The organism is Desulforamulus hydrothermalis Lam5 = DSM 18033 (assembly GCF_000315365.1).
GTDB classification, from domain to species: domain Bacteria; phylum Bacillota; class Desulfotomaculia; order Desulfotomaculales; family Desulfotomaculaceae; genus Desulfotomaculum; species Desulfotomaculum hydrothermale.
The window spans coordinates 48,029-73,903 of the sequence record NZ_CAOS01000004.1 but is presented as its reverse complement, the minus strand read 5'-3'; the positions used below and the strand labels follow the sequence as shown (position 1 = coordinate 73,903).

The 25,875-nt window shown below is 45.1% G+C and carries 24 protein-coding genes and 1 CRISPR repeat array (1 of these 25 running past the window's edge); all 24 genes read right to left on the bottom strand.

From position 1 onward, the window contains the following. A CRISPR array of direct repeats spans nucleotides 1-2,882; the repeat unit is 37 nt; unit sequence ATTTCAGTCCCCTTGTTTATCGGGCAATGGTTGTAAC (it extends 1,739 nt beyond the left edge of the window). 167 nt (nucleotides 2,883-3,049) lie between these two features. Then, the gene (cas4a, locus tag DESHY_RS04320) at nucleotides 3,050-3,961 is read right to left on the bottom strand and encodes a type I-A CRISPR-associated protein Cas4/Csa1 (protein WP_008410707.1); all 912 of its coding nucleotides are present in this window, start codon (nucleotides 3,959-3,961) and stop codon (nucleotides 3,050-3,052) included. Nucleotide 3,962: 1 nt separating this feature from the next. Continuing rightward, entirely contained in the window at nucleotides 3,963-4,538 is a 576-nt protein-coding gene (gene cas4 / locus DESHY_RS04315) for a CRISPR-associated protein Cas4 (RefSeq protein ID WP_008410705.1), read from the bottom strand. Continuing rightward, nucleotides 4,531-4,806, bottom strand: a complete 276-nt coding sequence (gene cas2, locus DESHY_RS04310) for a CRISPR-associated endonuclease Cas2 (protein WP_008410703.1) — start codon at nucleotides 4,804-4,806, stop codon at nucleotides 4,531-4,533. Before cas2 ends, cas4 begins: the two co-directional genes overlap by 8 nt. Further along, complete coding sequence (cas1, locus tag DESHY_RS04305) at nucleotides 4,800-5,828, bottom strand: CRISPR-associated endonuclease Cas1 (RefSeq protein ID WP_235695516.1); 1,029 nt, start codon at nucleotides 5,826-5,828, stop codon at nucleotides 4,800-4,802. Before cas1 ends, cas2 begins: the two co-directional genes overlap by 7 nt. Nucleotides 5,829-5,885: 57 nt before the next feature. Further along, on the bottom strand, nucleotides 5,886-8,213 hold the full coding sequence (locus tag DESHY_RS04300) for a CRISPR-associated helicase/endonuclease Cas3 (protein ID WP_008410700.1): 2,328 nt from the start codon (nucleotides 8,211-8,213) through the stop codon (nucleotides 5,886-5,888). Then, nucleotides 8,206-8,994, bottom strand: a complete 789-nt coding sequence (cas5, locus tag DESHY_RS04295) for a CRISPR-associated protein Cas5 (protein WP_008410699.1) — start codon at nucleotides 8,992-8,994, stop codon at nucleotides 8,206-8,208. Before cas5 ends, DESHY_RS04300 begins: the two co-directional genes overlap by 8 nt. Then, nucleotides 8,982-10,076, bottom strand: a complete 1,095-nt coding sequence (gene cas7i / locus DESHY_RS04290) for a type I-B CRISPR-associated protein Cas7/Cst2/DevR (protein ID WP_008410698.1) — start codon at nucleotides 10,074-10,076, stop codon at nucleotides 8,982-8,984. Before cas7i ends, cas5 begins: the two co-directional genes overlap by 13 nt. Before the next feature lie 12 nt (nucleotides 10,077-10,088). Then, entirely contained in the window at nucleotides 10,089-11,480 is a 1,392-nt protein-coding gene (locus DESHY_RS04285; RefSeq protein ID WP_008410697.1) for a hypothetical protein, read from the bottom strand. Continuing rightward, nucleotides 11,477-12,439: a CRISPR system precrRNA processing endoribonuclease RAMP protein Cas6 gene (cas6, locus tag DESHY_RS04280; RefSeq protein ID WP_008410696.1), complete on the bottom strand. Its 963-nt coding sequence runs from the start codon at nucleotides 12,437-12,439 to the stop codon at nucleotides 11,477-11,479. The genes DESHY_RS04285 and cas6 overlap by 4 nt, the downstream gene beginning before the upstream one ends. A gap of 188 nt (nucleotides 12,440-12,627) precedes the next feature. Then, complete coding sequence (locus DESHY_RS04275) at nucleotides 12,628-13,134, bottom strand: flavin reductase family protein (protein ID WP_048817876.1); 507 nt, start codon at nucleotides 13,132-13,134, stop codon at nucleotides 12,628-12,630. A gap of 16 nt (nucleotides 13,135-13,150) precedes the next feature. After that, entirely contained in the window at nucleotides 13,151-13,870 is a 720-nt protein-coding gene (sfsA, locus tag DESHY_RS04270) for a DNA/RNA nuclease SfsA (RefSeq protein ID WP_008410694.1), read from the bottom strand. After that, a complete protein-coding gene (gene obgE / locus DESHY_RS04265) occupies nucleotides 13,854-15,128 on the bottom strand; it encodes a GTPase ObgE (RefSeq protein WP_008410693.1) in 1,275 nt (424 codons plus the stop codon). The genes sfsA and obgE overlap by 17 nt, the downstream gene beginning before the upstream one ends. A 69-nt stretch (nucleotides 15,129-15,197) precedes the next feature. After that, nucleotides 15,198-15,776 carry a Spo0B domain-containing protein gene (locus DESHY_RS04260; protein ID WP_008410691.1) on the bottom strand — a complete coding sequence of 193 codons (579 nt, stop codon included), beginning with the start codon at nucleotides 15,774-15,776 and terminating at the stop codon, nucleotides 15,198-15,200. Between the two features lie 109 nt (nucleotides 15,777-15,885). Beyond that, nucleotides 15,886-16,155 carry a 50S ribosomal protein L27 gene (rpmA, locus tag DESHY_RS04255; protein ID WP_008410688.1) on the bottom strand — a complete coding sequence of 90 codons (270 nt, stop codon included), beginning with the start codon at nucleotides 16,153-16,155 and terminating at the stop codon, nucleotides 15,886-15,888. A 33-nt stretch (nucleotides 16,156-16,188) separates the two neighbouring features. Then, nucleotides 16,189-16,500, bottom strand: a complete 312-nt coding sequence (gene rplU, locus DESHY_RS04250; RefSeq protein WP_008410686.1) for a 50S ribosomal protein L21 — start codon at nucleotides 16,498-16,500, stop codon at nucleotides 16,189-16,191. 141 nt (nucleotides 16,501-16,641) lie between these two features. Then, complete coding sequence (locus tag DESHY_RS04245) at nucleotides 16,642-18,321, bottom strand: Rne/Rng family ribonuclease (protein ID WP_008410684.1); 1,680 nt, start codon at nucleotides 18,319-18,321, stop codon at nucleotides 16,642-16,644. 25 nt (nucleotides 18,322-18,346) lie between these two features. Continuing rightward, nucleotides 18,347-19,051, bottom strand: a complete 705-nt coding sequence (locus tag DESHY_RS04240; protein ID WP_008410683.1) for a TIGR03936 family radical SAM-associated protein — start codon at nucleotides 19,049-19,051, stop codon at nucleotides 18,347-18,349. Then, the gene (locus tag DESHY_RS04235) at nucleotides 19,017-20,891 is read right to left on the bottom strand and encodes a TIGR03960 family B12-binding radical SAM protein (RefSeq protein WP_008410680.1); all 1,875 of its coding nucleotides are present in this window, start codon (nucleotides 20,889-20,891) and stop codon (nucleotides 19,017-19,019) included. Before DESHY_RS04235 ends, DESHY_RS04240 begins: the two co-directional genes overlap by 35 nt. 190 nt (nucleotides 20,892-21,081) lie before the next feature. Then, nucleotides 21,082-21,963, bottom strand: coding sequence for a M50 family metallopeptidase (locus tag DESHY_RS04230; protein ID WP_008410679.1), 882 nt, complete (start codon nucleotides 21,961-21,963; stop codon nucleotides 21,082-21,084). Then, nucleotides 21,960-22,772: a M23 family metallopeptidase gene (locus DESHY_RS04225; RefSeq protein ID WP_008410678.1), complete on the bottom strand. Its 813-nt coding sequence runs from the start codon at nucleotides 22,770-22,772 to the stop codon at nucleotides 21,960-21,962. The genes DESHY_RS04230 and DESHY_RS04225 overlap by 4 nt, the downstream gene beginning before the upstream one ends. Nucleotides 22,773-22,863: 91 nt before the next feature. After that, nucleotides 22,864-24,102, bottom strand: a complete 1,239-nt coding sequence (rodA, locus tag DESHY_RS04220) for a rod shape-determining protein RodA (RefSeq protein WP_008410676.1) — start codon at nucleotides 24,100-24,102, stop codon at nucleotides 22,864-22,866. 136 nt (nucleotides 24,103-24,238) lie between these two features. Then, complete coding sequence (minE, locus tag DESHY_RS04215; RefSeq protein WP_008410674.1) at nucleotides 24,239-24,514, bottom strand: cell division topological specificity factor MinE; 276 nt, start codon at nucleotides 24,512-24,514, stop codon at nucleotides 24,239-24,241. Nucleotides 24,515-24,530: 16 nt separating this feature from the next. Then, nucleotides 24,531-25,325: a septum site-determining protein MinD gene (minD, locus tag DESHY_RS04210; protein ID WP_008410672.1), complete on the bottom strand. Its 795-nt coding sequence runs from the start codon at nucleotides 25,323-25,325 to the stop codon at nucleotides 24,531-24,533. Between the two features lie 56 nt (nucleotides 25,326-25,381). Beyond that, on the bottom strand, nucleotides 25,382-25,810 hold the full coding sequence (gene minC / locus DESHY_RS04205) for a septum site-determining protein MinC (RefSeq protein ID WP_048817874.1): 429 nt from the start codon (nucleotides 25,808-25,810) through the stop codon (nucleotides 25,382-25,384). Nucleotides 25,811-25,875 lie beyond the last annotated feature (65 nt).

The window sequence follows — 25,875 nt, the reverse complement described above, 5'->3', positions numbered from 1 at the left end:
GGCCAGTCGGTCAATAGATACGTTAGCCATATTTCAGTCCCCTTGTTTATCGGGCAATGGTTGTAACCGATTCAAAGAAGCCTACATTAAGCGCTTCAACGATAATTTCAGTCCCCTTGTTTATCGGGCAATGGTTGTAACATTATACCCTCTGCAAATTAGTGGAACAGACTTCCACATTTCAGTCCCCTTGTTTATCGGGCAATGGTTGTAACGGTAAACGCTTGCTTCATTGAGGATTACTGCCAGTTATTTCAGTCCCCTTGTTTATCGGGCAATGGTTGTAACGCCTTACGCTCAAGGGCTGTTGATGTTGCGTCGAATTTCAGTCCCCTTGTTTATCGGGCAATGGTTGTAACGGGTATCGCTTGATTCTTCGCGACGTCGTCGCTAACTATTTCAGTCCCCTTGTTTATCGGGCAATGGTTGTAACTTACTATGATAGCTCGCCAAGAAGTGCTAGCTTTTCTATTTCAGTCCCCTTGTTTATCGGGCAATGGTTGTAACCTAGCGAAGGGGGTGCTGTAAATGGCAGAGGTATATTATATTTCAGTCCCCTTGTTTATCGGGCAATGGTTGTAACTATCGGAGATAACTAGGCGAAAAAGGGGGTCTCTCAAATTTCAGTCCCCTTGTTTATCGGGCAATGGTTGTAACGCAACAGCCTCCGGTGCAGCAGGGTGAAACCTAGGTATTTCAGTCCCCTTGTTTATCGGGCAATGGTTGTAACATTACAGCTGCTTTTCTTAGTGGAGCTGAATCTTTAAAATTTCAGTCCCCTTGTTTATCGGGCAATGGTTGTAACCTCATATTCTTGACTGCAGCCACTTCACTGCCGGTATATTTCAGTCCCCTTGTTTATCGGGCAATGGTTGTAACGAATACTACCGAGCTTTACTCACCGCAGATGTCTACAATTTCAGTCCCCTTGTTTATCGGGCAATGGTTGTAACGGTCGCAGAAAATGTGAAAGGCTTAAAACCCTTCATATTTCAGTCCCCTTGTTTATCGGGCAATGGTTGTAACGCTTCCAAGCACTTCTGACTTCTTGATGTTGTATGTATATTTCAGTCCCCTTGTTTATCGGGCAATGGTTGTAACTTCTGTCCGCAGCGTCTTAACTTCTGATATCTACTTATTTCAGTCCCCTTGTTTATCGGGCAATGGTTGTAACTTATTGAGACTAATTCGCAACCCGACTTTACCCTCAGATTTCAGTCCCCTTGTTTATCGGGCAATGGTTGTAACTAACGTTCTTCACAAGGCCCTAAAGGACGCTGTGAAGATTTCAGTCCCCTTGTTTATCGGGCAATGGTTGTAACATTAAAGATGATATCTTGCATAGCATTAACCTCCTTATTTCAGTCCCCTTGTTTATCGGGCAATGGTTGTAACCGCATGAAGTTGCCGATCAGGTTACGACCCCAAGATTATTTCAGTCCCCTTGTTTATCGGGCAATGGTTGTAACGCATATAGGTATTATATGTGGAGGGGGAAACAATGATATTTCAGTCCCCTTGTTTATCGGGCAATGGTTGTAACTGATGGTTTCGTCTGCAAGCAGCTTGTCTATCTCACATTTCAGTCCCCTTGTTTATCGGGCAATGGTTGTAACATGTTAAATATATGAAAACTAAACAAAAAGGATTTTATATTTCAGTCCCCTTGTTTATCGGGCAATGGTTGTAACATCATAGATTTCATAATATAGAAGTTGAATATGTTTTATTTCAGTCCCCTTGTTTATCGGGCAATGGTTGTAACAGGGTATGTGTAACCTGGTTCCTCTGTTCTGCCACATTTATTTCAGTCCCCTTGTTTATCGGGCAATGGTTGTAACCCACACGTGATTGCATAAAATTTATCAAATACTTTTTTATTTCAGTCCCCTTGTTTATCGGGCAATGGTTGTAACTTATCTATTGGCACAGTTACTTTTACTGTTTCTAATTTCAGTCCCCTTGTTTATCGGGCAATGGTTGTAACAAATCCACTTGAACTATTTGAACATTTACTTTTCTTTTCATTTCAGTCCCCTTGTTTATCGGGCAATGGTTGTAACAAATCCACTTGAACTATTTGAACATTTACTTTTCTTTTCATTTCAGTCCCCTTGTTTATCGGGCAATGGTTGTAACAAATATGCAAATAGTTTGCAAATGTTAATATAAAAGGATTTCAGTCCCCTTGTTTATCGGGCAATGGTTGTAACCGAGCTGGGCGGCAAGACAACTACGCAAAAGCTATTGGATTTCAGTCCCCTTGTTTATCGGGCAATGGTTGTAACACGAGTGGGCAGAACAAGATCAAGTTGTATGTTCAGACTTATTTCAGTCCCCTTGTTTATCGGGCAATGGTTGTAACTTAAAGAATAATCATTAATTCTATCTTGTAATTCTTCATTTCAGTCCCCTTGTTTATCGGGCAATGGTTGTAACAAGAAGGTCGGCAAAATCGTCTCCCGCTGGCACTATGTATTTCAGTCCCCTTGTTTATCGGGCAATGGTTGTAACGCAATGGTTAGATAATAACAACAAAAAAATACATATTTCAGTCCCCTTGTTTATCGGGCAATGGTTGTAACAGTAAAAACTGAAATATATTGTTGTTATTAATATTGTATTTCAGTCCCCTTGTTTATCGGGCAATGGTTGTAACTTAAAAAAGGAGTGTATAATATGTTAATTTTAAATCAATTTCAGTCCCCTTGTTTATCGGGCAATGGTTGTAACTTGTTTTTCTTTTTGTTTATCTACTTTCTTTTCAATAAAATTTCAGTCCCCTTGTTTATCGGGCAATGGTTGTAACGCAAAATGGTATTTGCCTTTTTAACGAACTAGAATTATTTCAGTCCCCTTGTTTATCGGGCAATGGTTGTAACCGACTTTGGAAAATGGCTATCAGGCCTTGGTTTTACTGGCTTTGCAGCAATCAAAATAATTTAAAATAATAGTTTTTTCTCGAAAATATATATCTTGCATAAAAAACCCCTTCTTTTGCGAAAGTTCTTTTAAAATAACTGCTATTCATATTCTCCTTCTTTATAGGTTAATGGCAAAATTGATAATAAGGGCAAGTATCTAAACAATCTTTTACGCCTGGGTCAATTTCTTCCTCAACCAGGCGCATTTTTTCATCTCTTTCCTCAATAAACCACTGGCGAAGTTCCTCATCTATGATGTGAATATCTTTTTCTATAAATAGTCGATCATCTTTGATTTTGGCATAAACTATACAGCCCAAATTAACAGGAAATTCGTATATTGCCTCCATAGCAAGCGCATAAGCGGTGGTCTGTAATCGGTGAAAACTTTTCTTTTCACCAAACTTTAAATCTAAAATCATCGGCTCAGAAAAAGTATAAGCATCAATACTTAGATGAGCACTCATCCCAAGGAAAGAACCATCCAGTTTTTGTTCAACCACCAGCGGTACAGCAATATTAACCAGAGAATCTTCCCCTATGTAGGGCTGCTTAACTAAGACATCGTGAATTCTTGAAGTCAGCCGCTGCCTTTCAAATTTTACAATAATCTCAGCTTCTCTTTCTAAACAAGCCTTCTCCTTATCATTAAGCTGAAAATTGTCAGGCACCTTATATGGTTCCCGTTTTTCTAGTTGTTTAAAAATTGTTTTATAACTTGCAATACCGGTTTTATAAATAATTTTTTTGGCTGCTATTATCTCCTTAACTAAGATATCATGTAAAAAAGCACCGCGCAACATAGCTAAATTGGGCTGGCTTCTAACTTTTTGAACCCTTCTTAAATATAAATCTCTGTATGAAGGACAGTAGGCATTTGCTATTTCATATGCTCCCAGTTTTAACTCATAGGGAGGTAAAAGCGGTGGTTGATGCCAATTCCAACCCCGCAATTCATCAACAATATAAGTTTGCCGGGAACGTGGCAAATAACCTTTTAATAAATGCTTTTTCTCTTCATCTGATAAAAAATACATGCTACCTCACATCGTTGCAAAAGTTTCGGTATTCGCAGTCTACACACCTGGCTCTGCCATATGTTGGTGAAGGCATACGCTCTTGACTAACCAGGGTTCGTATTTTTTCCATTATATCCTTTATAAACAAACGGCCATTAGGGGTTATTTCTACCGGCAAAATATTTCCCTCTGGGTGCAGGTGTAAAAAACCGTAGCGAACCGGTTTGTTATAGGTATCCTCCAGCAGCATAGCGTATGCCATAAGCTGGTATTTGTGGTTAAGCGAAGGGCCTCCCCGGGTATATTTGAATTCAACCGGAAAAATTTCTCCGTCTGCTAATATGAGCATATCCAGCCGTCCTTCCAGGCCCAACCTTGCCGAGTACAGCTTGGTGTGATATTTTCTTTCAGCATTACTAAAATTGTAACGTTTAAATGTCCGCCTTTTCTCTAACCTGTCCAACTCGATATGGGCTTCTTTACCATATTCCATTTTGCGGGTATTTTTCTTGTCCACAGGGCATACATAGGTAAAATATATAATCCTTGGACAATACACATATTGCTTAATATCTGTTACCCGTAATTTAATCATTGGTTGGCAGCTCCGGCATGTTACATATGTTTTCAAGCAGTCTTAAATCTTTGTCGCAGATAGGAAAAACCAATATTTTCCCGTTTTTGCACCCTAAAGTTTTCTTTAGCCTGAGTTTAAGTTCTTCCCTCCGGTTATGGTTTAGCTCCCCAAAAAAAGTGCTGTATTGTACATGTTGAAGACCATAATCCCGGCAGGCCTCTAATATTTTATTGCGGATTTTATCTTCCTCAATATCATAAATGACAAAGGTTTTTATGTTTACCACCCGCTTACATAGGGCTTGTATTTAGCCTCACCTCTAAGGAAAGTAGCAATCCTTCGGGCCTGCATTTGAATGATTGTTTGTAAACGGTACTTTTTCCCATGAAACCTCTCAGTCGTTTCCAACCGTTCCTTTATTCTCTCGGCCAGATCACGCCTGGTTTTAAGCGATAGCTGTCCTTCTTCCATTTCAACCGAGCTACCTTTATTGACCATGGCTACCACAACCCGATCCACTACCGGCTGGCGAAATTCTTCAATAAAGTCATAAACCAAGGACTCTTTGCCTGCCCGGTCTACATGCAAAAATCCGGCATAGGGATCAAGACCTGCCAGTATCAAACTTTTTTCAATTTTACTAGCCAGAATGGCATACCCGTAATTCAAAAGAGAATTAATCGGGTCAGTTGCCCCGGCATGCTCCCGGCCTGGAAAATCAATTTTGCTGGCAGTTAGCAATTTAATGCCCTGCCAGTATAGATTCCCCACCCGGCCTTCAATAGACATTATGTGCCCCCTGACATCATCGATACATTTGCCGGAAACGCTGTTAAGCTCTTTAGCTATTACATTTATTTTTTCAATCAGGTATTGAATATTACTAAACAGTTGACCATCCGCACCCTTACGGTATTTAGCAAAATATTTTAACGTGTTGGCCTGGTTTTTCAGTTTACCCTCAACAAACAGTTTTACTATTTGAATGCCTCGCTTGTCTTTATATGATTCATATTGGGCACGGCGGGTTATTACGGTGCCGGTAAGATATGGCGAAATTATGGTAGCATATGGCTTCCCGGTGGATGACAACAAGCTGATGGGAATACCCCTTTGCATACACTCTTGGATACAGTCTGTAGATATACTGGCGCCGGATGTTTCAATAATGATGTTTTGCAATTCGTAAAAGGGTACTTCCAGCACTACCTGGCCTTTTTCTTTTACTACCAACCGTTCTGATTTTTTACCTAAAAATGATCCGTAGTTATATACATATACTTCACTGGGATGTTCCAACAATATCACCGCTGGTAAGTTTTGGCTATAGGATTGCCTTTTATTATTAACTCTATTCACAACATACTAAATTATTAGCCCATATTCATAATTGTATTCGCAATTTGTAATATATTGCTTTAATTTTTCATCCCACCAGACCTTTTCTTCTTTTTTTAGTTTGGCAAGTTGTTTATTTGAAATAGTAACCAATAAATTATTAATATCCAAAGGGGTAGCGGCTTGTCTGGCTTCATCAAGGAATACATATGGAAGTACTTCCTTACCATCAAAAAGATCATCCCATGCTTGTGTTAATTTTTTTATTTTATCGTTTTCCATTACTCCTAAAGGTAACATTTCCTTAATAAAATAACGGTCAAATTCCTCCATCTTTTGAGTTATTTGAAAAAAAAGTTCACCTTTTAAATATTGTGGGTAACTTTTATCCAACAGTTCTTGAATCTCTGACTCTTTAATCTCCCCAGAAGGATTATTTGCTATATATTCACGCAATACAGTTAGGACCTGATGTAAATGCTCTTTTTGATAAGGACTAAAAGGGTTAATGTTATTATCAAAATTGGTAAATACGTTAACAATGCTGGGGATTTTTTTTTGACCTTTTCTATTCACTCGACCAAACCTCTGCAATAAAGATTCAAGAGGTGCAAGCTCGGTAAAAACAGTATCATAGTCAATATCAAGCGATACTTCAACCACTTGAGTGGATATCAACACTTTACCGGGTCTGGGCTGCAGTTCCTCCTCTTTTTTACTTCTATCTTTTGGACAAAATCTTCCATGAATTATCTTAACATCGGTCAAACCCGCTTCACATAATCTTTTACCTATAATGATTGCCCTCGATACCCGGTTGGCAACAACTAATACTGAACCCTGTTTAGAAGCTTCTATAATCTGTTCAATTGCTTTTTCTTCCATAATACTGTTATCAATTAGGCGTAATCGGTGTCTCGTTTTATAATAGTCAAGTGGCGGCACTACAGACTTTACTAATGAAAATTCCTTATACAGCACCTCTCTTAAGTGGGCAGGCATAGTGGCACTCATAAATAAACATTCAGCATCCATAACGTTTTTCATATATTTTGCTGTTACTAATGACATAGCGGTTACTTCCGGATCATAGGCATGAATTTCATCAAAGACCAGTTGAGCTCCCAAAGAAGAACAGATTAAAGCCTCGTAACCTTTCGGGGCAAAAAAGGTTTTTAATAATTGGTATGGTGTACATACCCTAATTGGCGTAGTATTTAACCTGCTCAATGATTCCTGATAGCGTGCTACCTTTTGTGCTTCCTTGTGGGTATAACCTTTCTCCATCAACTCCATATAGCATTGTACTAATGTTTTCCCATGAACAGCAGCAGTTGATTTTTCTCCAAAAATCCTCTGCAACCTTATTACCATGGCATTAATGCTGGCTCTATATGGTAGTATAAAAAATAGTCTACCCCGAGTTTTTTTCTTCTCCCGAACAGAACCTGCCCATAGTAATGCTGCTTCAGTTTTACCGGAACCGGTAGGTGCTATTAATATTTGACTACCGTTTAAGGTACTCAGTTCTTTTTGATGATGATAAAGTAATTCATAATTTCTTTTCAATCCTTTAAGTACTTGATTTATTGATACAAACCCCGGAATTAATTTCATAGGTTTGGCACTGGCTAAGTGGTCCGCAGATAAGATAAACCCTCTGGTAATGGTAGCATAGTGACAAACAGATCGGTTAATTTTTCGCCTAAATCCTTGGCCGGATATAAAAGAATTTATTAATTGATGAATAATAAATAGGTTTTTATAAATTCCTTCCGGTGTAAGTTTATTATTTTTAACAGTGTATGGTGATATTTTAATACCCGTCAGATCAAGAAAATACTGTTCGGCATTTTGCAAAAGTAAATATAAACCTTGTATATGGTGTAATTGTAGCCCCTCAAGCAATTCTTGTATGGTATTAATTTTTTCAAATGGCACTTTAGGCATAAAATAGCTGGGTGAACGCTGTGTTAGATCTAACCAGCCTTTATGATGAAAAGCAATGGCAGCAGCTAAATAAGATTTTTCTTCCTCTGGGATATCTAAAAATTCCAGAAAACCAAGGCTTAGAATTTCATGCCGGTGGCCATATTTTTTCCCTGTTATCAGCATATTTTGAAACCCCGGATGTATTTTGCCAAAGTCGTGCATTAAAGCTCCATAGAGCAGAATTCTTGGTAAGTTAATTTCAGATAACTGCTTTAATTCTTTTTCGTAAAGCACTAAGAACTGTCCCATTTGCTTAACAACATTATCGGTATGTTGAAGTAAAGATAGCCCGGTTTCTCCGGAGCTATCTTTACTTTTCGCCCAAACATCCGCCAGTGCTTGTTTTACCTCAGCTTTATACATTTTGATCTATTCCTTTAATCGGGTGAAACCATAAGCCACGATATAGTTCTCGGCCCAAAAATGTCTTTTTTTCTGTTTTGTCTATTAGTAAATTGTTAAACTCTGAACGGGAAATTATATCTTCCTCTAATCCTTCCCCAAAAATACGCAATGCTTTATCAGTAATCTGCAAATATCTTTCAAAAGCCGGTTCCCTCATTTTATGGTAATTAATAACCATAGGCATATGTACCGGCTCTCCGACCAGAACGTATTGTCTTAAACGCCAGGGAAGTAAAGTGTGCGAGAAAAAAGCCCGGTTGCTTTCAAATAATTCTATATATTCTACAGAATGACAAGTTGCTAAATCCTGGCTGCGCCCCAATAAATAAGCAAACCTAGGACTCAAAAAACCTGCTTTTAAGTGTTCCAATAAATGATGGGGACCTCGAAGATACAAGGTCATGTTAGGTTTTAACAAAAACTGACGTTTTTGAGGGTTAAGACTACCCTCAACATTTTTAGGTAAGTTGCCAAGTTTCTTGTCTTTTTTACCGGTAGATACTTCTAAAACATGCGCCAACTCGACATCCTCACCAATTCCCCGATGAGAAAAAGTATAAGCAAACTCTAAACCGGACGGGTCAAACCATTCTCCTAAAACCCCACAAAGATTACCATAAATGGTTGCCGGTGGTGGCATTACATACGTTGGCAAGCGTCCAATCATAACAAAAGGGTATCTGAATGAGGATGTTAATGCACTAATCTTTATTTTGAGTACTTTTTCTAGACTAGCCATACTTCCTTGTTCTCCTCTAAATCTTTCAAAAACTTGTCTATAACTTCTTTGGGATGCCCTAAAAATGTTTTTCGGAAACCATAATCATCCAACTTAGTAATTTCAGATAATGTTTGAATTAATTTTTCTCTCTGGGCATCTAAATAACCATATGGCAGGCCAACATAAATACCGCTAATTATTTCATCTTTGAATACTCTGGCTGCTTCTTTTATAGCTTCATTTTTAATTTCGGGCAATCCTTTGCTGTCTGTCCCTACAGAAGTTGAGAAAAGATGATTACCACCTTTTGCAACAGCTATAATAATAAATTTCGGTGATACATCAGTGTAATGTATTGACAGTTTGGCACCCCCGTTAATTTTAGAAAAGCCCTGTAATAGTTGTTTAATTCTTTCATATCTCTGGTCTAAAGAAAGTTGGTATGCTTTGCCATTATCGTACTCCTGCAAACCCATTTCTTGTGCTTGCTTTATTCTGGGTTGATCAATATGCCGGAAGCCTGTCCTGTCAATATGATAAAAGCGGCCCACTGCCCTGAGATCAAGTGAAAACAAGCCCTGCAGTGTACTTCTGTAGAATTCGTGTTCAAAGGGTACTGCATCCCCCTCATGTCGTGACATCACTCCAAAATCTGTGGTAACTTCTCTTAAAGGTCCGAGAGAAACAAGCGTACTAACTTTTAAAGGTGACTGCCGGGTTAAAACCACATTATTTTCTACAGGAGTTGCCTCTGCCAGTAAATTATTTTCTTCTCTGCTCTTTTTAGCATCGGCTTTTTTGGAGGGAGCCCTCATATAACCAAAACAATCATCTTCTGCATAAAGTAAAGGGTTAGCATCGGTATAAGCAATCTTACCTTCTCGAAAAATGGGAGAGGATGTCCAACCAGGGACTTCCTTAAGGGCTTCCCTCCACCAATAACGAAATGCTTGTGCAGAAACATACGGATATATTCCTTCTCTTGTTTTAATTTGCTTTACTGCAACTGTGTTATCAGTTCTTGACCCTTCAATTTTGCCGGCATTGTTTAATGCAGATGCCGGACAATCCAACAGAAATAACCCGGAAAGAAAACTCATTATTATTACCTCCTAATTACATCCTTCTATTTCATCTTCATCCGCAAACTGAAGATCTTCCAGTAAATCTCGCTTATGCTTGCCAATTATCTCAAGTAGTCTAATTAAAAACAGGTCCCGCACTAACCAGAAGTCTTTTACTCCCGCATCATCAATGGAGTAAATATCAAGCATTATTAAAACATCTTCAAAGGTAAATGATTGCCCTTTTTCCGCTAAACTTTTTTGCGCCTTAATTAAATACCCCGTAAAGTGAGATGGTTTAGATTCTCGAAAATATAAATCATTCAGCCATTTCTTTTCATTATTGCCAATAATTAGATGATTTGCGATTTGGTCAGCAATTTTTTTAATAATATCTAATCTTTGTTTTTCCATGCCCCCCACCTTTTCAAGAAAGAATCTGGTTAATTTAAAGCTATTGTAATGAAATTCTTCAGGTTTAGTTTTTAGGTGAAATTCCCCAACTATGCCTCTTATATTTTTTTGCCAATCTACATCTTCAAATGCCTTAACTAAAGCTTCAAAGTAAAAATTCCTGGTTATTCCGGTACTATTGTTTTCAGAATTTATTTTGTCGCCGGCTTTTTTCTCCTTTTCCCATGCCTTTTGAATGATATACTGGTGCGCATCCCTGACTTCTTGTTCCATGACTTTAATTTCAGACAAAAATTCCAGCAGCTCCTTCGGAATGCGATACTGATGATAATCGGGTCCTGCTCCATAGTTGGTTACATGTAACCCGATACAGTCCGCCAAAGGCTTATCATCGCCGTAAGTATCTAACACCCTAGAAGCAGTATTTAATAGCATGGTTCTTGGCCAATCAAGATTTACTAACTTCTCACTGCCTCCGGCCAGCAACTGCATTAATTGCCGGAAATATTCGCCTGTGAGTTCGCTTAACAGTTGCGGTTCCGGAGTCCACCAAAAAAGAGGCTTACCCTGACATTTTAGAGTAGCCAGGGGATAAAATTGCACAGCCATAAGACAGTAACCACATACCGGCAGTCCCGGAACCCCTCCCGGTGAAGTAATGATGGTAGTCATGCCGGTCAGAAGTGGAATATGCTGCCGGTCGGCCAGGAACTGGGCCGGCCTGTGGCAATAAACACACTCCCTTTCTCCGATTGGTTTTAATAAATATGATTTTAAAACTTTTTCTTGGTATTCTGCCTTTTTTTCTGTAGAAATTGTGGCATTACACCATCCAGAGTTGGGAAAATGAATAGTAAGATAACCTTTTATATCTTTTCTTTGGTACAAAACAGTTAGCCACTGGGCTGCTTTGTCTAGGTCTTCTTGGCTAAAAGATTGACATTCTTTTTGAAGGTAATGCTCCATCACCGCAATTCCCGCATCAACGAAAAAGTGGCCGGTGTATTGTATCTTAGTTTCGATCACAGTTCACCTCCTTGAACCTCATACCAACCCATCCCAAATACTGCAGCCTTACCCACATGGATGTATTGACCTAACAAGATCAGCGGTAAAAATTCTTCTATATCACCCTGATAGGTTACTTCCCCCACAACTCCTCCCAAATTAATTCGGCTGTCTTGCCGGCTGGAATAACGTTCCCAATCTACCCAGCGAGTATTATCCTGAATAATTTTTACTTTGCTTGCCTTTTCGATAAGGCTGGCAAAGTCCGCCTCTATTTCCCAATTGTGGTGAAAATAGGCCAGGGACGAAATGCGGCGCAGCAGGTTTCTGATCAAAATATGAAATTCAATTCTTTCAACATATTCATCAGCAAACTTAAGCCTGGTCATGGTTTTATAATTAATTGTAAGTTTACCGGACCTGGAAAATTCGGTTGCCTTAAAATCTGCTCCGGTAATTTCAAACTTGTGCGGTTTAATCAGATAATCCGGCTCGGCGTAAATTGCTTCCGTTTGCCCGGTTAATGGGTTGACTGTTCTTATTTCTTGTAAAGCAAATTCTTTGCGACCTTTTCCCATGCCATAGCGGCCCAATTCTTTAAAACTGACTATAAAGTAAGGTAAGTATTCAATGGCTTTACCCACAAGAATAAGGTTAAAAGTAAGTTGTTCCCCAGCTGCATAGTGGGTTTTGGTATCAAGGGGCGGTTCAAGGATAAATGGTCTGGGAATAGATTCGTAGTTGCGTAAGGCCTGCCCACCGGGTGCCGGGGTGGTTTCAAAAATGTAAACATAAGGACATGATGTTTTTAATAAACAATTCTTGCAGATATTATTACGCTGGGCACAGGCAATACGCTGAAAGGCACTGCCAAAGCCCCCCCGCAGGGTACTCCCCTTGTAAGGTGGAAGAACCAGCCCGTCTGCTCCCGCCTTTAGCACCACTTCATACTTGACCAGTTTGAAACGCTCAAGCAAGATATATAGCCCCCTTGTAAATGGGAAATAAATTTAAATTACAATTCTCCTTTTTCTATAATTTTCCTCTTTATTATGCAGAATATTCCATATTTTTTATAAAACAAAAACCGGTCCTCGGACCGGCTTACATTTGCATTAACTTCCAACATATATATATATGTATTGTTTCAGTGCCGCTATTAAATCTACTCCTTAACGTAACAAGCTACAATTTCACCGTAGTACATAACGTGGTAGTCGCCTTTGGCGTAGGCCAGTTTCTTAATGTTTTCTGCCACCAAAGCAGGTTCCATGGACTGCCGGTAGATAACCTTGCACTCATAGTGCAAATCACATTCACCGATAACCGGCGTGTTGACTACTTTCCCGGGTTCCGGGGTGAGCTTGCATTCCTTAAATTTATCAAATTCGCGGCCTGATTTAGTACCGCAAAAAGCCAGAGCTTTTTTCAAATCTTTTTTGACAGGGATGCTGACCGTAAATTCTTGGGCGTTTTCTAACAAATGGTAGGTATACCTGGATTTCCGAACCATCACCACAAAAACCGGCTTTTGCCAGATGAAGCCCACAGTACCCCAGCCGATGGTCATAGTGTTTAGTTTGTCACCATCTTTGACGGTTAGAAAGGCTCCTTTAGGCAGTTGCTCCAGCAGTTCCTTTAAATGGTCGTTGTACTTGACGTCTTCTTTCATTTGCTCCACTCCTCCTCTATAACTGGACAGGCAAGTAATGCTGCAGCCTGACAGTACTTCTGGTAACTTGGCAAGACAGGGCGGATATTTCCACGCCGGCAGCGGCAGCCTGGCGCAGAGCCCGGGCAAAGGGTGGGTCGGCAGCCTGGTTGGGAGAAAAGCCGGCAGCATCCTCCCGCTGTACCACAAATATAACTGCCGCCCGTATACCGGCAGCCGCCGCCCGGGCCAGTTCCAGCAAGTGTTTGGTGCCCCGTTCGGACGGGGCATCCGGAAACTTGGCAACCCCTTCTTCCACCAGGGTTACAGATTTTACTTCCATCAAGCACCTGCCGGCAGCACCGCTCAGATAAAAATCAAAGCGGCTTGCCCCGTAGCCCACTTCTTTCTTTATTTCTTGATAACCGGCAAACTGATCCAATATGCCGCCGGCCAGGGCCAGGTTGATAAGCCGGTTGGGCAGCAGGGAGTCCACCGAAACCAAAACTCCCCCAAAAGCAGCCAGGTGTATACGGTAGCCGGTTTTTTTACCCGGCGGCATGGCCGCCACATAAACCCGGTTACCGGGAAAAAGCAGCTCCTTCATTCTGCCGGAACTTGGCACATGGGCGTCATAAGGCCGGCCCGCCACTTCCACCCTGCCGACAAAGCGGTTTTTTCTGTTCAAGAAAACCGCTTCCGTCAGTTCAGGCAAGAGAATTGCCGCCTTCTCGGCCGCTTTATTGTGTCCATTCAAATTCCCAGTTGCCAATGCGTACTATGTCGCCTTCCTTTACTCCGGCATTCAGCAACCCCTGTTCAAGGCCCATCAGTTTCATAATCCTCTGCAGGCGTTCCACCGATTCTTCCTCTTCCAGGTAAGTCATGGCTACATGCCGTTCAATTTCTTTGCCGGTTACCCGCCAGTTGCCATCTATGTCACGCTTTATTTTAAACCGCTCAGCCGGCTGGAAAACCGTCAGCCGCTCCTCTGCCGGTTGGGCCGCTTCTTTTTTAGGCAGCTTCTCTAAAAGTTCTGCCACCCGGTGGATAATTGCCGTTAATCCCTGGCCGGTGGCAGCCGACACAGGAAAAATTTCGTATTGCCGGCCAAAGGCCTCTTTAATGCGCTCCAAATTCTCCGCCGCCTGGGGCATAATGTCCATTTTGTTGGCGGCAATGATTTGTGGCCGCTGGGCCAGCTGGGGATCGTACAGAGCCAGCTCCCGGTTGATAATTTTTATATCTTCCACCGGATCCCTTCCTTCGGTGCCGGCGGTATCCACCACATGGATCAGCAGGCGGGTGCGTTCGGTATGCCGTAAAAATTCGTGGCCCAGGCCCACTCCCTGGGAAGCCCCTTCAATCAGGCCCGGTATGTCGGCCAACACAAAACTGCGCTCATCTCCCGCATCAACCACACCTAGGTTGGGAACCAGGGTGGTAAAAGGATAATCGGCAATTTTAGGTTTGGCGGCAGAAACCATAGAAATAAAGGTTGATTTGCCGGCATTGGGAAAACCGATGAGGCCCACGTCGGCAATCAGCTTTAATTCCAATTCCACCCAGAGTTCTTCGCCCGGTTCGCCCTTTTCGGCGATTCTGGGAGCTTTGTTGGTTCCCGAAGCAAAGTGTACATTGCCACGGCCACCCCTGCCGCCCCGGGCAACCACCACCTGCTGGCCGCCCTCAACCAGATCGGCAATCAGGCGGCCGGTTTCAGCTTCCCGCACCACTGTACCCGCCGGCACTTTGACAATTAAGTCTTCACCGGCCGCCCCGTTCATGTTTTTTCCCATCCCGTGGCCGCCCCGCTGTGCCTTAAAGTGTTTCTTGTAGCGAAAATCCTGCAGGGTATTCAAGCCTTCATCCGCAATAAAAATAACATCTCCGCCGCGGCCGCCATCGCCGCCCCAGGGACCCCCAAAGGGCACATATTTTTCACGGCGCATGGCAATACAGCCGTTGCCGCCATCGCCGCCTTTAACGTATATCTTCGCTCTGTCGTAGAACATTGTTTTGCATCACCCAGTAGTATTATTTACCGTCTTTTACTTCTTAAGCCTGATTTGCCATTGTTAATATTATTTACTCACCTTGTCTGAAGTACTCCGCGGAAAGACCAGGTATACTTCCGCCCCTTTATCTGTCACAGCCAGCTTGGCAGTGCTGTTGTAGGGTGCTAAAAATTGTGCCAGCTCCATTTGCTCGCCGGCTTCCTTGGCTACTTCCGCCGCCATGCCGGGCACTCCCAGCTTAAAAGTGATTTTGCGTTCGCCTTCGCTGACAGACAGCTTGAGGCGACGGTCGGTTACTTGCGGCGGCGCCAGGAATTTCAGCGCTTGTTTAAAAGAACGATCAAGTGCTGCAGCAGCCACCTCGCCGGGTACGGCCAGGGAGGCTAAGTTGCTGTCAATATCTATGGCGAAATCCACCTGGTGTTTGGCGGCTTCGTTCTGGGCAATTAAAATAACAGCCTTGACTTCCGGGGAAGATAGGCGGGTAACCCGGGCCAGGCGCTCGTATTCCCCGCAAACCTGCTTGATATAGTCCCTCACTCGTTCCCCTTTGTTCAGTTGGAGCAGACCGGAAATCACCTGTAAATGGTTTAAAAAATCATGCCTTTGCACCTGGATAACTTCTAAAAGACCTTTGAGTTCCATTGGTCAACTTCCTTTCAAGACTGTTTGCCAAAATATTCGACAGCAGGTTTTATTTCCCTCCTGGCACAAACACTAAAAAACCAGCCTGTTTCTGCAGGCTGGTTAAAAGTTACTGCGCAATAACTTCGGGAACCACAATGCTGACTTGTTTTTTGTCCCGACCTTTACGCTCAAATCTAACAATGCCGTCTACTTTGGCAAACAGGGTGTCGTCGCCGCCACGACCGACATTGGCACCGGGGTAAATTTTAGTGCCCCGCTGTCTGACCAGAATGCTGCCGGCGGTAACAAATTTACCGTCGCCTTCTTTTACCCCAAGCCGTTTGGATTCTGAATCACGACCGTTACGTGAACTGCCGACGCCTTTCTTATGAGCCATAAAGTCTCACCTCCCTATCGGTGACCGAATAAACTAAGCTTCAATCTTTTCTACAACCACCTGGGTGAAAGGCTGGCGATGGCCTTTCTTGCGGCGGTAGTTTTTCTTAGGCTTGTATTTGAAGACAATAATTTTTTTGCCTTTGCCATGGCGTACAACATCCAGGATTACTTTGGCCCCTTCTACTTTAGGGGTACCTACCTTCAGTTGGCCATCCTTTTCCACCAGCAGGACATCGGTTACTTCAACCTTTTGACCTGCTTCGGCAGGCAATTTTTCAATGTACAGGGTATCGCCTTCCTGAACCTTGTACTGCTTGCCACCGGTAACTATCACTGCGTACATAACTACACCTCCCCCTGTCAGGACTCGCCATCAAGGTACCGGCCGGGCCGGTTTAAAACCTCTGCTGAGCGGTATGTGGGCAAAAAAGCACCTACAGATTTATATTTTACCACATCCGAGTTATTTGTCAATGTAAGGGGTTTAAATTAATCTGGCTTTGGCATAGGTGCGGTGTACTTTAACAATTTCCACCGTCACAACTTCTCCCACCAGGGCGCCGCCGCCTTCCACGTCGATAATAAAGCCTTCCAACCTGGCGATGCCGTCGCTGGGATTGGAAATGTGGGGTTCTTCTACCTTTAGCTCAATAATCTCCCCGGCTTTAACCGGTACGGTCTGGGATGATATTTCTTCCTGCTCGGATAAGGGCTTGATGGAAACCTGTTCTAAATGATGGGTAGCCGAGCCGCGGATATAGAGGTTTTTGCCGGTTTTATGTTCCAATTCCCGCAAATTCACCCCGCCGGCGCCAATTAATCTGGCTGCCACCACCGGGTTGGCCTCCACCAGTATGGTTTCTGCCGCCGTCTGGCGGGCCAATTGATAGATTTGGCTTTTTAACTGGATACTGACGGTTTCTTCTGAAAGCACCTTTCCTCGGCCTTCACAATAGGGACATGGTTTTTGCACCACTTCCGCCAGCGAGGGGCGGACTTTTTTGCGGGTCATTTCTACCAGCCCCAGTTGGGTAATGCCAAGAATATTGGTTTTGGTTTTATCTTTTTTAATTTCTTCCTCCAGCGTCGCCAGTACTTGTTGGCGGTGTTCTTCTTCCGCCATGTCGATAAAATCAACAATAATAATGCCGCCAATATTTCTTAACCGCAGCTGCCGGGCAATCTCCACCGCAGCATCCAAATTAGTTTTTAAGACAGTATCCTCCAGGGTGGTGCTGCCCACATATTTGCCGGTGTTGACGTCTATGGCTGTCAGGGCTTCGGCCTGGTCGATCACCAGGTAAGCCCCGCATTTAAGCCATACCTTGCGTTTAAGGGCTTTTTCCAGCTCAACGGCTATGCCGTAATCTTCGAATATATTTTCCCGCTCATCCAGGAAAACCTTTTGTTTGAGCCGGGGATTAATCATATCCAAAATTTCCAGGGTTTTTTCGTATTCGCTGCGGGAATCTAAAGTAAGGCGATCCACGTCTTCGCTGAAAATATCCCGCAGCATCCGCTGCACCAGCTCCAAATCCCTGTGCAGCAGGTTGGGAGCGGCGGTATTGGCGGCCCGGTTTTGAATTTTACGCCACAGTTTGCTTAATAACAGGATATCCTGGCGGAATTCTTCTTCCTCTACCCCTTCAGCCACCGTGCGCACAATAACGCCCATGCCTTCCGGCTTTACCCGGGCAGCCAACTCTTTCAGCCGTTCCCGCTCTTTTTCTGACTCAATGCGGCGGGAAATCCCGATATAGTCAACCGTGGGCATAAGTACCAGGTAGCGGCCGGGCAGCGTAATATGGGTGGTTACCCGGGGACCTTTGGTACCTATGGGTTCCTTGACAATTTGTACGATTATTTCCTGTCCTTGTTTTAGGATATCGCCGATGTTGACATGCAAACCCGTTTGATGGGCTGCTTCCGGGTGGCGCGAGGGCTGCGCGTCTTCTACATATAAAAAGGCATTTTTCTCCAGACCGATATCTACAAAGGCCGCTTGCATGCCCGGCAGGACGTTTTCTACCTTTCCTTTAAAAATATTGCCAACCAGCCGCTGGTTTTGGGAACGCTCTATATATACTTCCATTAGCACCCTGTCTTCCAGCACGGCAACCCTGGTTTCTTCTTCCTGCACGTTAATCACAATTTCTTTCAGCATAATTTTTCCTCTCCTGCCCCGGTCCTTATGCCTCCCACAGAGAAACGGGCCCGGTATCACCCTCGGCCAACAGAGCGGTACGGTAAATGCGAAAATCTTCCGGATCTACGGGAATTCCCCCGTCTCCGGACAACAGGCGCAAAACTTCTTCGGGACGAACATTCCCTGTGCTGCCGATTAACAGTTCCATATTTATTTCTAGTATATGCCCTTTTAGGCTGCCTGCCAGTCTAAAAATGCCGGGGCGGATATTAACATCCTTGCTTTTGCCTTTGCTCTGCCGGGAAATGTAAATCTCTTGCCGGGACATCAACCGCTCAATAACTGCCTGCAATGCTCTTTCGCTGTAGCTGTCGGGTGCAGCAGTCACAGCCCGGTAAGCAGCTCTGGATACCCGGGACATTAAAGCAGGGGCCTGGCCGGGCACTTCCTTAATGCCCCGTATGGCATAACCCGCCGGTAAATTTTCCGCCAGCCGGCGGGCAATCTCATCCGGTGCCAGGTATTCCTTCAACTCCATATCCATATATTCTTCCAGACCCGCCACTCCCACCGGCAACGGGGCTGCAAAGCTGAATTTAGGGTGGGGATTAAAACCCTCGGAAAATGCCACCGGAAGTCCGGCCCGTCTGGTCGAACGGTCAAAAAAGCGTACCATATCCAGATGGGAACTGTAGCGGGCGGGGCCGTCTTTGCTAAACTTCACTCTGTAACGGGGCAATCTCCGCACCTCCCAGAATACTTGGTTTAATTTCAAAGGCCGGACACAAGCCACAGCCGGGACACTTGCCGGTGCGGCAATCTGCCGTTGGCTGTTCAGCCATTGCTTTTTTATGCTCTCTGATTAAAAACCGCTTGCTGACACCCGCATCAATATGATCCCAGGGCAAAACTTCTTCGTAGGAAATTTTTCGGTATGCGTACCAGGCAGGGTCAATTCCCTCGGCTGCAAAGGCAGCCATCCACAGGTCAAAGTTAAAATGCTCGGACCAACCGTCAAAACGGGCGCCGTCAGCCCAGGCCTTCTCCAGCACTCTGCCCAGGCGGCGGTCGCCCTTGGCAAAGACCGCTTCCAAAAAGCTGGTGGCCGGGTCATGCCAGTTATAGTTGATACTCTTATCCCGCAGTTTTTCCTTAAGATACTTTTGCTTTTCACGCAGCTCCTGCAAGGAATTTTGCGGTTCCCACTGGAAAGCGGTATGAGCCTTGGGCACAAAGGAGGAGGTGCTTACGGTAACTTTCAGCCTGTTTTTGGGCACACCGCAGGCCCGGCCGATCTCTATGACTTTTTTAGCCATGTCGGCAATACCGTCCAAGTCCTGGTATGTTTCGGTGGGCAGGCCAATCATAAAATACAGCTTAACCGCTGACCAGCCGTTTTGAAAGGCTGAGCTGACTGCATCCACCAGGTTTTGTTCGGTAACGTTTTTATTTATGACATCCCGCAACCGCTGGGTGCCGGCCTCCGGCGCAAAGGTCAGGCCGCTTTTGCGCACCTTTTGTACCTCTTTGGCCAGCTCAATGGAAAAAGCATCCAAGCGCAGGGAGGGCAATGACACATTGACGCCCCGCTCGCCGTAAATATCGAGCAGGTTTTTCACCAGCCGGGCAACCCCGGTATAATCAGCGGTACTTAAGGAGGTGAGGGCAATCTCATCGTGGCCGGTGCCGGCAATCATTTGTTCTGCCTGGCGGATCAATGTTTCCGGTTTTTTCTCCCGCACCGGCCGGTATAAGACCCCTGCCTGGCAAAAGCGGCAACCCCGGGTGCAGCCGCGCAGCACTTCTAACATGGCCCGGTCGTGTACCACGCCCAGCGATGGCACAATGGGGTTGGTGGGAAAATCTACATTATCGAAATCCCGCACTACCCGTTTGCTAATGCGGGCAGGCAATCCCTCCGCCACCGGGTTTATTGAGGCCACAGTGTTGTCCCGGTTATACTGCACTGTATACAGGGAAGGCACATAAATGCCCGGTATGGTTTTGGCAAACTGCCGCAACATGTCCCGGCGGCCGACGCCTTGCTGTTTCATTTCTTTGTAAGCATCAATTAATTCATGAATGACTTCTTCCCCTTCGCCAATCACAAACAGGTCAATGAATTCGGCCAGCGGTTCCGGGTTAAAGGCGCAGGGGCCCCCGGCAATGACCAGCGGCATGGTATGGCCCCGTTGTGCGGAACGTACCGGCAGCCCGGCCAGATCCAGCATGTTCAGGATATTGCTAAAACTCATTTCGTACTGCAAAGTAAAGCCCAGCATGTCAAAATCCCCTAGGGGACGCTGGGATTCCAGGCTGAATAAAAAAAGTTTCTCCCGGCGAAGCTGTTCCTCCATATCAACCCAAGGGGCAAAAACCCTTTCCATCAAGGTATCCGGCCTTTTGTTTACCACATGGTAGAGTATTTGCAAACCCAGGTGAGACATGCCCACTTCATAAACGTCGGGAAAGGCAAAGGCTATCCTGACGTCTGCTTGTTGCCAGTCTTTTTTAACGGCATTCCACTCGCCGCCAACATAGCGGCCTGGTTTTTCTACCCGGGCCAAAATTTTTTCCAACTTATTCATATCTGCCTCCAATAATGCGTGTCTGTAAAAACAATTATTTCTATTATTGCCATTTATCTTTAGAAAAATATTCCTTAAACATGTTCTACGCCCGATAAAATAAATCCTGCTTAGTCAACTCCGGCACATCCGGGCAGCACTTAACCTCGCCAAAAAAGAGCGGCCCCCGTTAAGGGTCCGCAGCTTAAAATTATATTTTGGGCTTTAAGAGGGAACCAACAGGATATTCCAGGCCATAGTTAAACAGGGCGTCAACCACTTGCACCTCATTAACCTGCCCTAAGGTAGCCAGCTGTCGGTCCAGCAACAAAATAATAAAAAACTTTTGGGGTACAAACAAACGCACAATTTCTTTGACGGGCACATCAGCCCGTGCCACCAGCTGCTCAGCCGGCAACACGCCGGCTTGAACCAGTTCCTCTTTTTTATAGGCCAGGTGGCGCACAAACAAGTAAGGCGCCAGGTTTTTTTCTTTGGTGGCTGCATACAGGACAAACAAGGCAATCACTACCACATCCAAGCCCACTGTCCGGTGCAGCACACCCACCACACCCAGGCAGGCTACCCCCACGGCTATTACCTGTCCCAAGCGGGCGGCCAGCAGTGTGGCCTCCGCCAACCCCACTTGCAGTGATAAAAGAGCCCGCAGAATCCTGCCCCCGTCCAGCGGCAGGGCGGGTAAAAGATTAAAAAAGGCCAGCATCAGGTTGGTTTGAATAAAGAAGGGGCCCAGCTCAGCTGACCAGAAGCCGTAATTTTTCAATCCCATGGCCAGCCCCACCAAAAACAGGTTAGCGGCCGGACCGGCCAGAGCCACTGCTATTTCCTTGCCGGGCTGCACACTCATTTCGCCGCCCAGCCGGGCTACGCCGCCAAAAGGCAATATTTCTACATCGATAACCCGCACAGCAAGCAACCTGGCTGCCATTGTATGGGCCAGCTCATGCCATAAAACCAGGGCAAAAATGAGCAGGCCCTTTTCTAACACGCCGGCCACGAAATATAAACCCAAGAGAAGCAAAAACAGCAGGTTGACATGCACATCAATACCCCACAGGCTTCCTACCCTCATGGCCGGAAACTCTCCTGCCGGTCGGTCAGGTTAATTTTTTTCAAGGGGTCTATCAGTTTGTTGTTTTCTCTTGCTTCAAAATGCAGCACCGGTTCACCGTCGGCTGCCGCCGCTACTTTCCCAATAACTTGCCCGGTTTGCACCCGGTGTCCCTCCAGCACCGCAATGTCGGTTAAGCCGGCATATAACGCATACTCACCGGCACGGTGCTCAATCAGCACAAAGTCACCATAGGTGCGGTCATGGCCCAGGCGGCTGACAGTACCGGACTGTACCGCTTTAACCGGTGCACCTGCCGGGGCGCTGATATCGATGCCGGGGTTAAAACGTTCCAAATTGTCCACCGGGCTTTTAACCCAGCCAAACTCCTGCACTAACCGGCCGGATACCGGAACGGCCCAGTCATCTTTCCCGGCAGAATCAGCGGTGGTTGGCAAAACCGGTTCAGTTAACTCGTTGTTAAACATGGGCCAGTCCATGTTAACTGTTTGCAGGCCAATGGCAATGGCTTTATCCAATACGGGGGTGACATCCCATTCGGTGGTCAAGGCCACGCGCAATCCTTCCCGGGCCTGTTGGCTCCAGGGATGGGAAGACTCTTTTAATACCAATAATATGACCAGAATGGCTGCTGCCGCCGCCAACCGGTACAGGGTTTGCCGGTTTCTGCCAGGTTTGGGGGAGCGTTTCCACCGGCTGCCGGTGTGGTAAGAACTGCTCCAATCATCAGAGCCGTAAGCATAATAGCTTGCTAAAGGGTCACGTTTTTTCTTTTTAAACAGGTTAAAATTATACCTTCCTATTTTCATATCTTTCCCTCCCGCGGGTATTTCCGGAGTTTCACCGCTGGTACAGTATATTGGGCGGGAGGGACAAATATGACAAGCCCTGGCTGAGCAACTAAAACAAAATCTTCTGCCGCCGCATATAAACGTTCAGTAATATGCCGACGGCAATCATATTCGTCATCATGCTGCTGCCGCCATAGCTGAACAGGGGCAGGGGTACACCCGTTACCGGCATGATGCCGGATACCATGCCTACATTGACAAGAATATGAAAAGAGATCATAGCCACAATGCCGGTGGCCAGTAAAGTGCCGTATAAATCCCTGGCCTGGGCAGCAATCCGAATACCGCGGTACAGCAAAATGAAAAATAAAATCAGCAGGGCAGTAACTCCGATAAAGCCCATTTCTTCGCCCACCACTGAAAAAATGAAGTCTGTGTGCTGTTCCGGTAAAAAGTTCAACTGGTTCTGGCTGCCGTTGTAGATTCCTTTGCCTTCCAATCCGCCGGAACCAATGGCTATTTGTGATTGCACCACGTGATAACCGGCACCGTGCCACTGTTTCCACGGGTCAATAAAAACCAGCAGCCGGTCCAATTGATATTCCTTCAGGGGTATCCACAGGCCAAATTTAAAGTGCATCCACACCCAGGCAACGGCAAAGGCCCAGCCACCCACAAACAAACCCGCTACCAATTTGCTGTTGGCTCCCGCCACAAACAGCATGGCAAACATTATGCCAATAAACACCAGCGAAGTTCCCAGATCAGGCTGTTTTAAAATCAGCAGCATGGGAACCCCCACATGCACAAAACAGGGAATAAAGTCTTTTAAGGTATTTAACTTCCCCTCCCGCCTGGTTAAAAAATCAGCAAAGGTGATGATGATAAAAATTTTGGCAAACTCTGACGGCTGCAACAAAAAAGGTCCTAAATTTATCCACCTGGTGGCCCCCTTGGCACTGTGGCCCAGGGGTGATAACACAACAAGCAGCAGTAATAAATTAAGAATATATATGGCTTTGCGGTGCCGCCGCAAGTCTTCATAGGGCACTGACATGATAAAAACCATGACCAGTAAGCCAATAAACACAAATAAGATTTGTTTTTTGACAAAACTGCTGAAAAACAGTTTGGCATATTTAATTATGACTGTTCCCAGCGGTTCGCTTGGCGTTTCTCCGTTTAAGCCCTGTATATCCTTAGACCACAGCTCTTGCTGCTGCCGGTAATCCATGGGACTGTTGACCAGGGTAGCGCTGCTGATAATTACCAGGCTGAAGCAGATAATTAAGATGACTGCTGTCAACAATATATAATCAAGGTTTTTGAGAAGCCGTTTTTCCACCATAAGGCCTTCACCTCACAATTCAGACCCTTAACCTTAAAAATTATATAATACTTCTGTTAGAAATGAAAGCCCCGCCGGCTGTCAGGCGGCCCTGAAGAACGACGGCAACAAAAAAGAGATGCCGCGCATCTCTTTTTTAGGCCAGGCTTTTGGCCCGTTTCATGCTTTTTACCGGAATATTGGCCACCAGGGCAACCTGCTGGTCATTGCTGTCCAGGCTGACCTCCAGGGCTTGTTCGTCTATTTCCATATAGTTTGAAATTACTTTAATAAGGTCGTTTTTTAGGGACGAAAGTAGTTCGGGTGAAATATTGGCCCGGTCGTGTACCAGCACCAGCCTTAATCTTTCCTTTGCCACATTCTTGCTGCCCGTTGACTCACGACCAAAAACCCTGCTAAGAAATTCTAACACTCCGGTACCCCCTTTCCTACTTAAGTCCGATCATTTTCTTTAAAGCGCTGAATAAACCGCTCTGCTCCTCCAGATTCATTAACGGTACGTTTTCGCCCAGGATACGGCGGGTTATGTTACGGTAAGCCTGACCGCTCTGGGATTTTTCATCTCGCACCACCGTTTCTCCTTTATTGGTGGTGACCACCACCTGCTCATCCTCCGGCACCACTCCCAGCAGGTCAATGGCCAGAATTTCGTTCATATCATCAATGCTCATCATGTCGCCGCGGTTTACCATCTTGGGACGGTAGCGGTTGATGATCAGCTTGGGTTCCCGCAGGTCGGCGGCTTCCAGAAGCCCGATAATGCGGTCGGCATCCCGCACGGCAGAAACTTCCGGTGTAGTCACCACAATAGCTTTATCTGCCCCGGCAATGGCATTTTTAAAACCTTGCTCAATGCCCGCCGGGCAGTCGATAATAACATAATCAAATTCCTTTTTTAATTCCTGGCAAAGTTCTTGCATTTGGTCCGGATTGACTGCCGTTTTATCTTTAGTCTGGGCAGCCGGCAGCAGGTGCAGGCCCTCACAGCGTTTGTCTTTGATTAATGCCTGGCGGATACGGCATACCCCGCTGGTAACATCCACAATGTCATAAACAATACGGTTTTCTAACCCCAGCACAACATCCAGGTTGCGCAACCCGATATCAGCATCCACCAAACACACTTTTTTCCCGTGGGAGGCCAAACCCATCCCCAGGTTGGCGGTGGTGGTAGTTTTGCCCACGCCCCCCTTGCCGGAAGTGACTACAATGACTTCACCCATATTTTAAGTCCTCCTTACTATGACTATGCCAAATGCAACCGAATTACAGTGCCTGGTTATCTGATTACAGCATTAAAAGTTTCTATCGTCACGACACCGTTTTTAATCCGGGCTAATTCCGGGTAATCCGGGTCGGATACTTCGTCCTCCGGCGGTCGGGTGATGTGATTGGCAATCCTTAATTGAGTTGGCCTGAGCCGGAAGGCTAAAATAACGGCACCGGTGTCTCCTTTAGCCCCGGCGTGGACAACCCCCCGCAGCGAACCCATGACAATGATATTGCCGGCGGCCACTACTTCCGCTCCAGGGTTAACATCGCCCAGTACCACTACGTTACCGTCATGATAAACACTCTGGCCGGAACGCAGGGTTCTTTGCACTAAAACCGTGTTTTCATCCGCTAATCCGTCTAACTCAGCCGGAAAATTGCCAGGAGACTGATTTTTTTCAGTAAAGTGTATCTTTGTATCTTTTGTCAAAACCATTCCCTCCCGCTTACCCTATACTTCAATTCTACGCTCAAGTACCAAATCCTTCTAAAGATGGATAA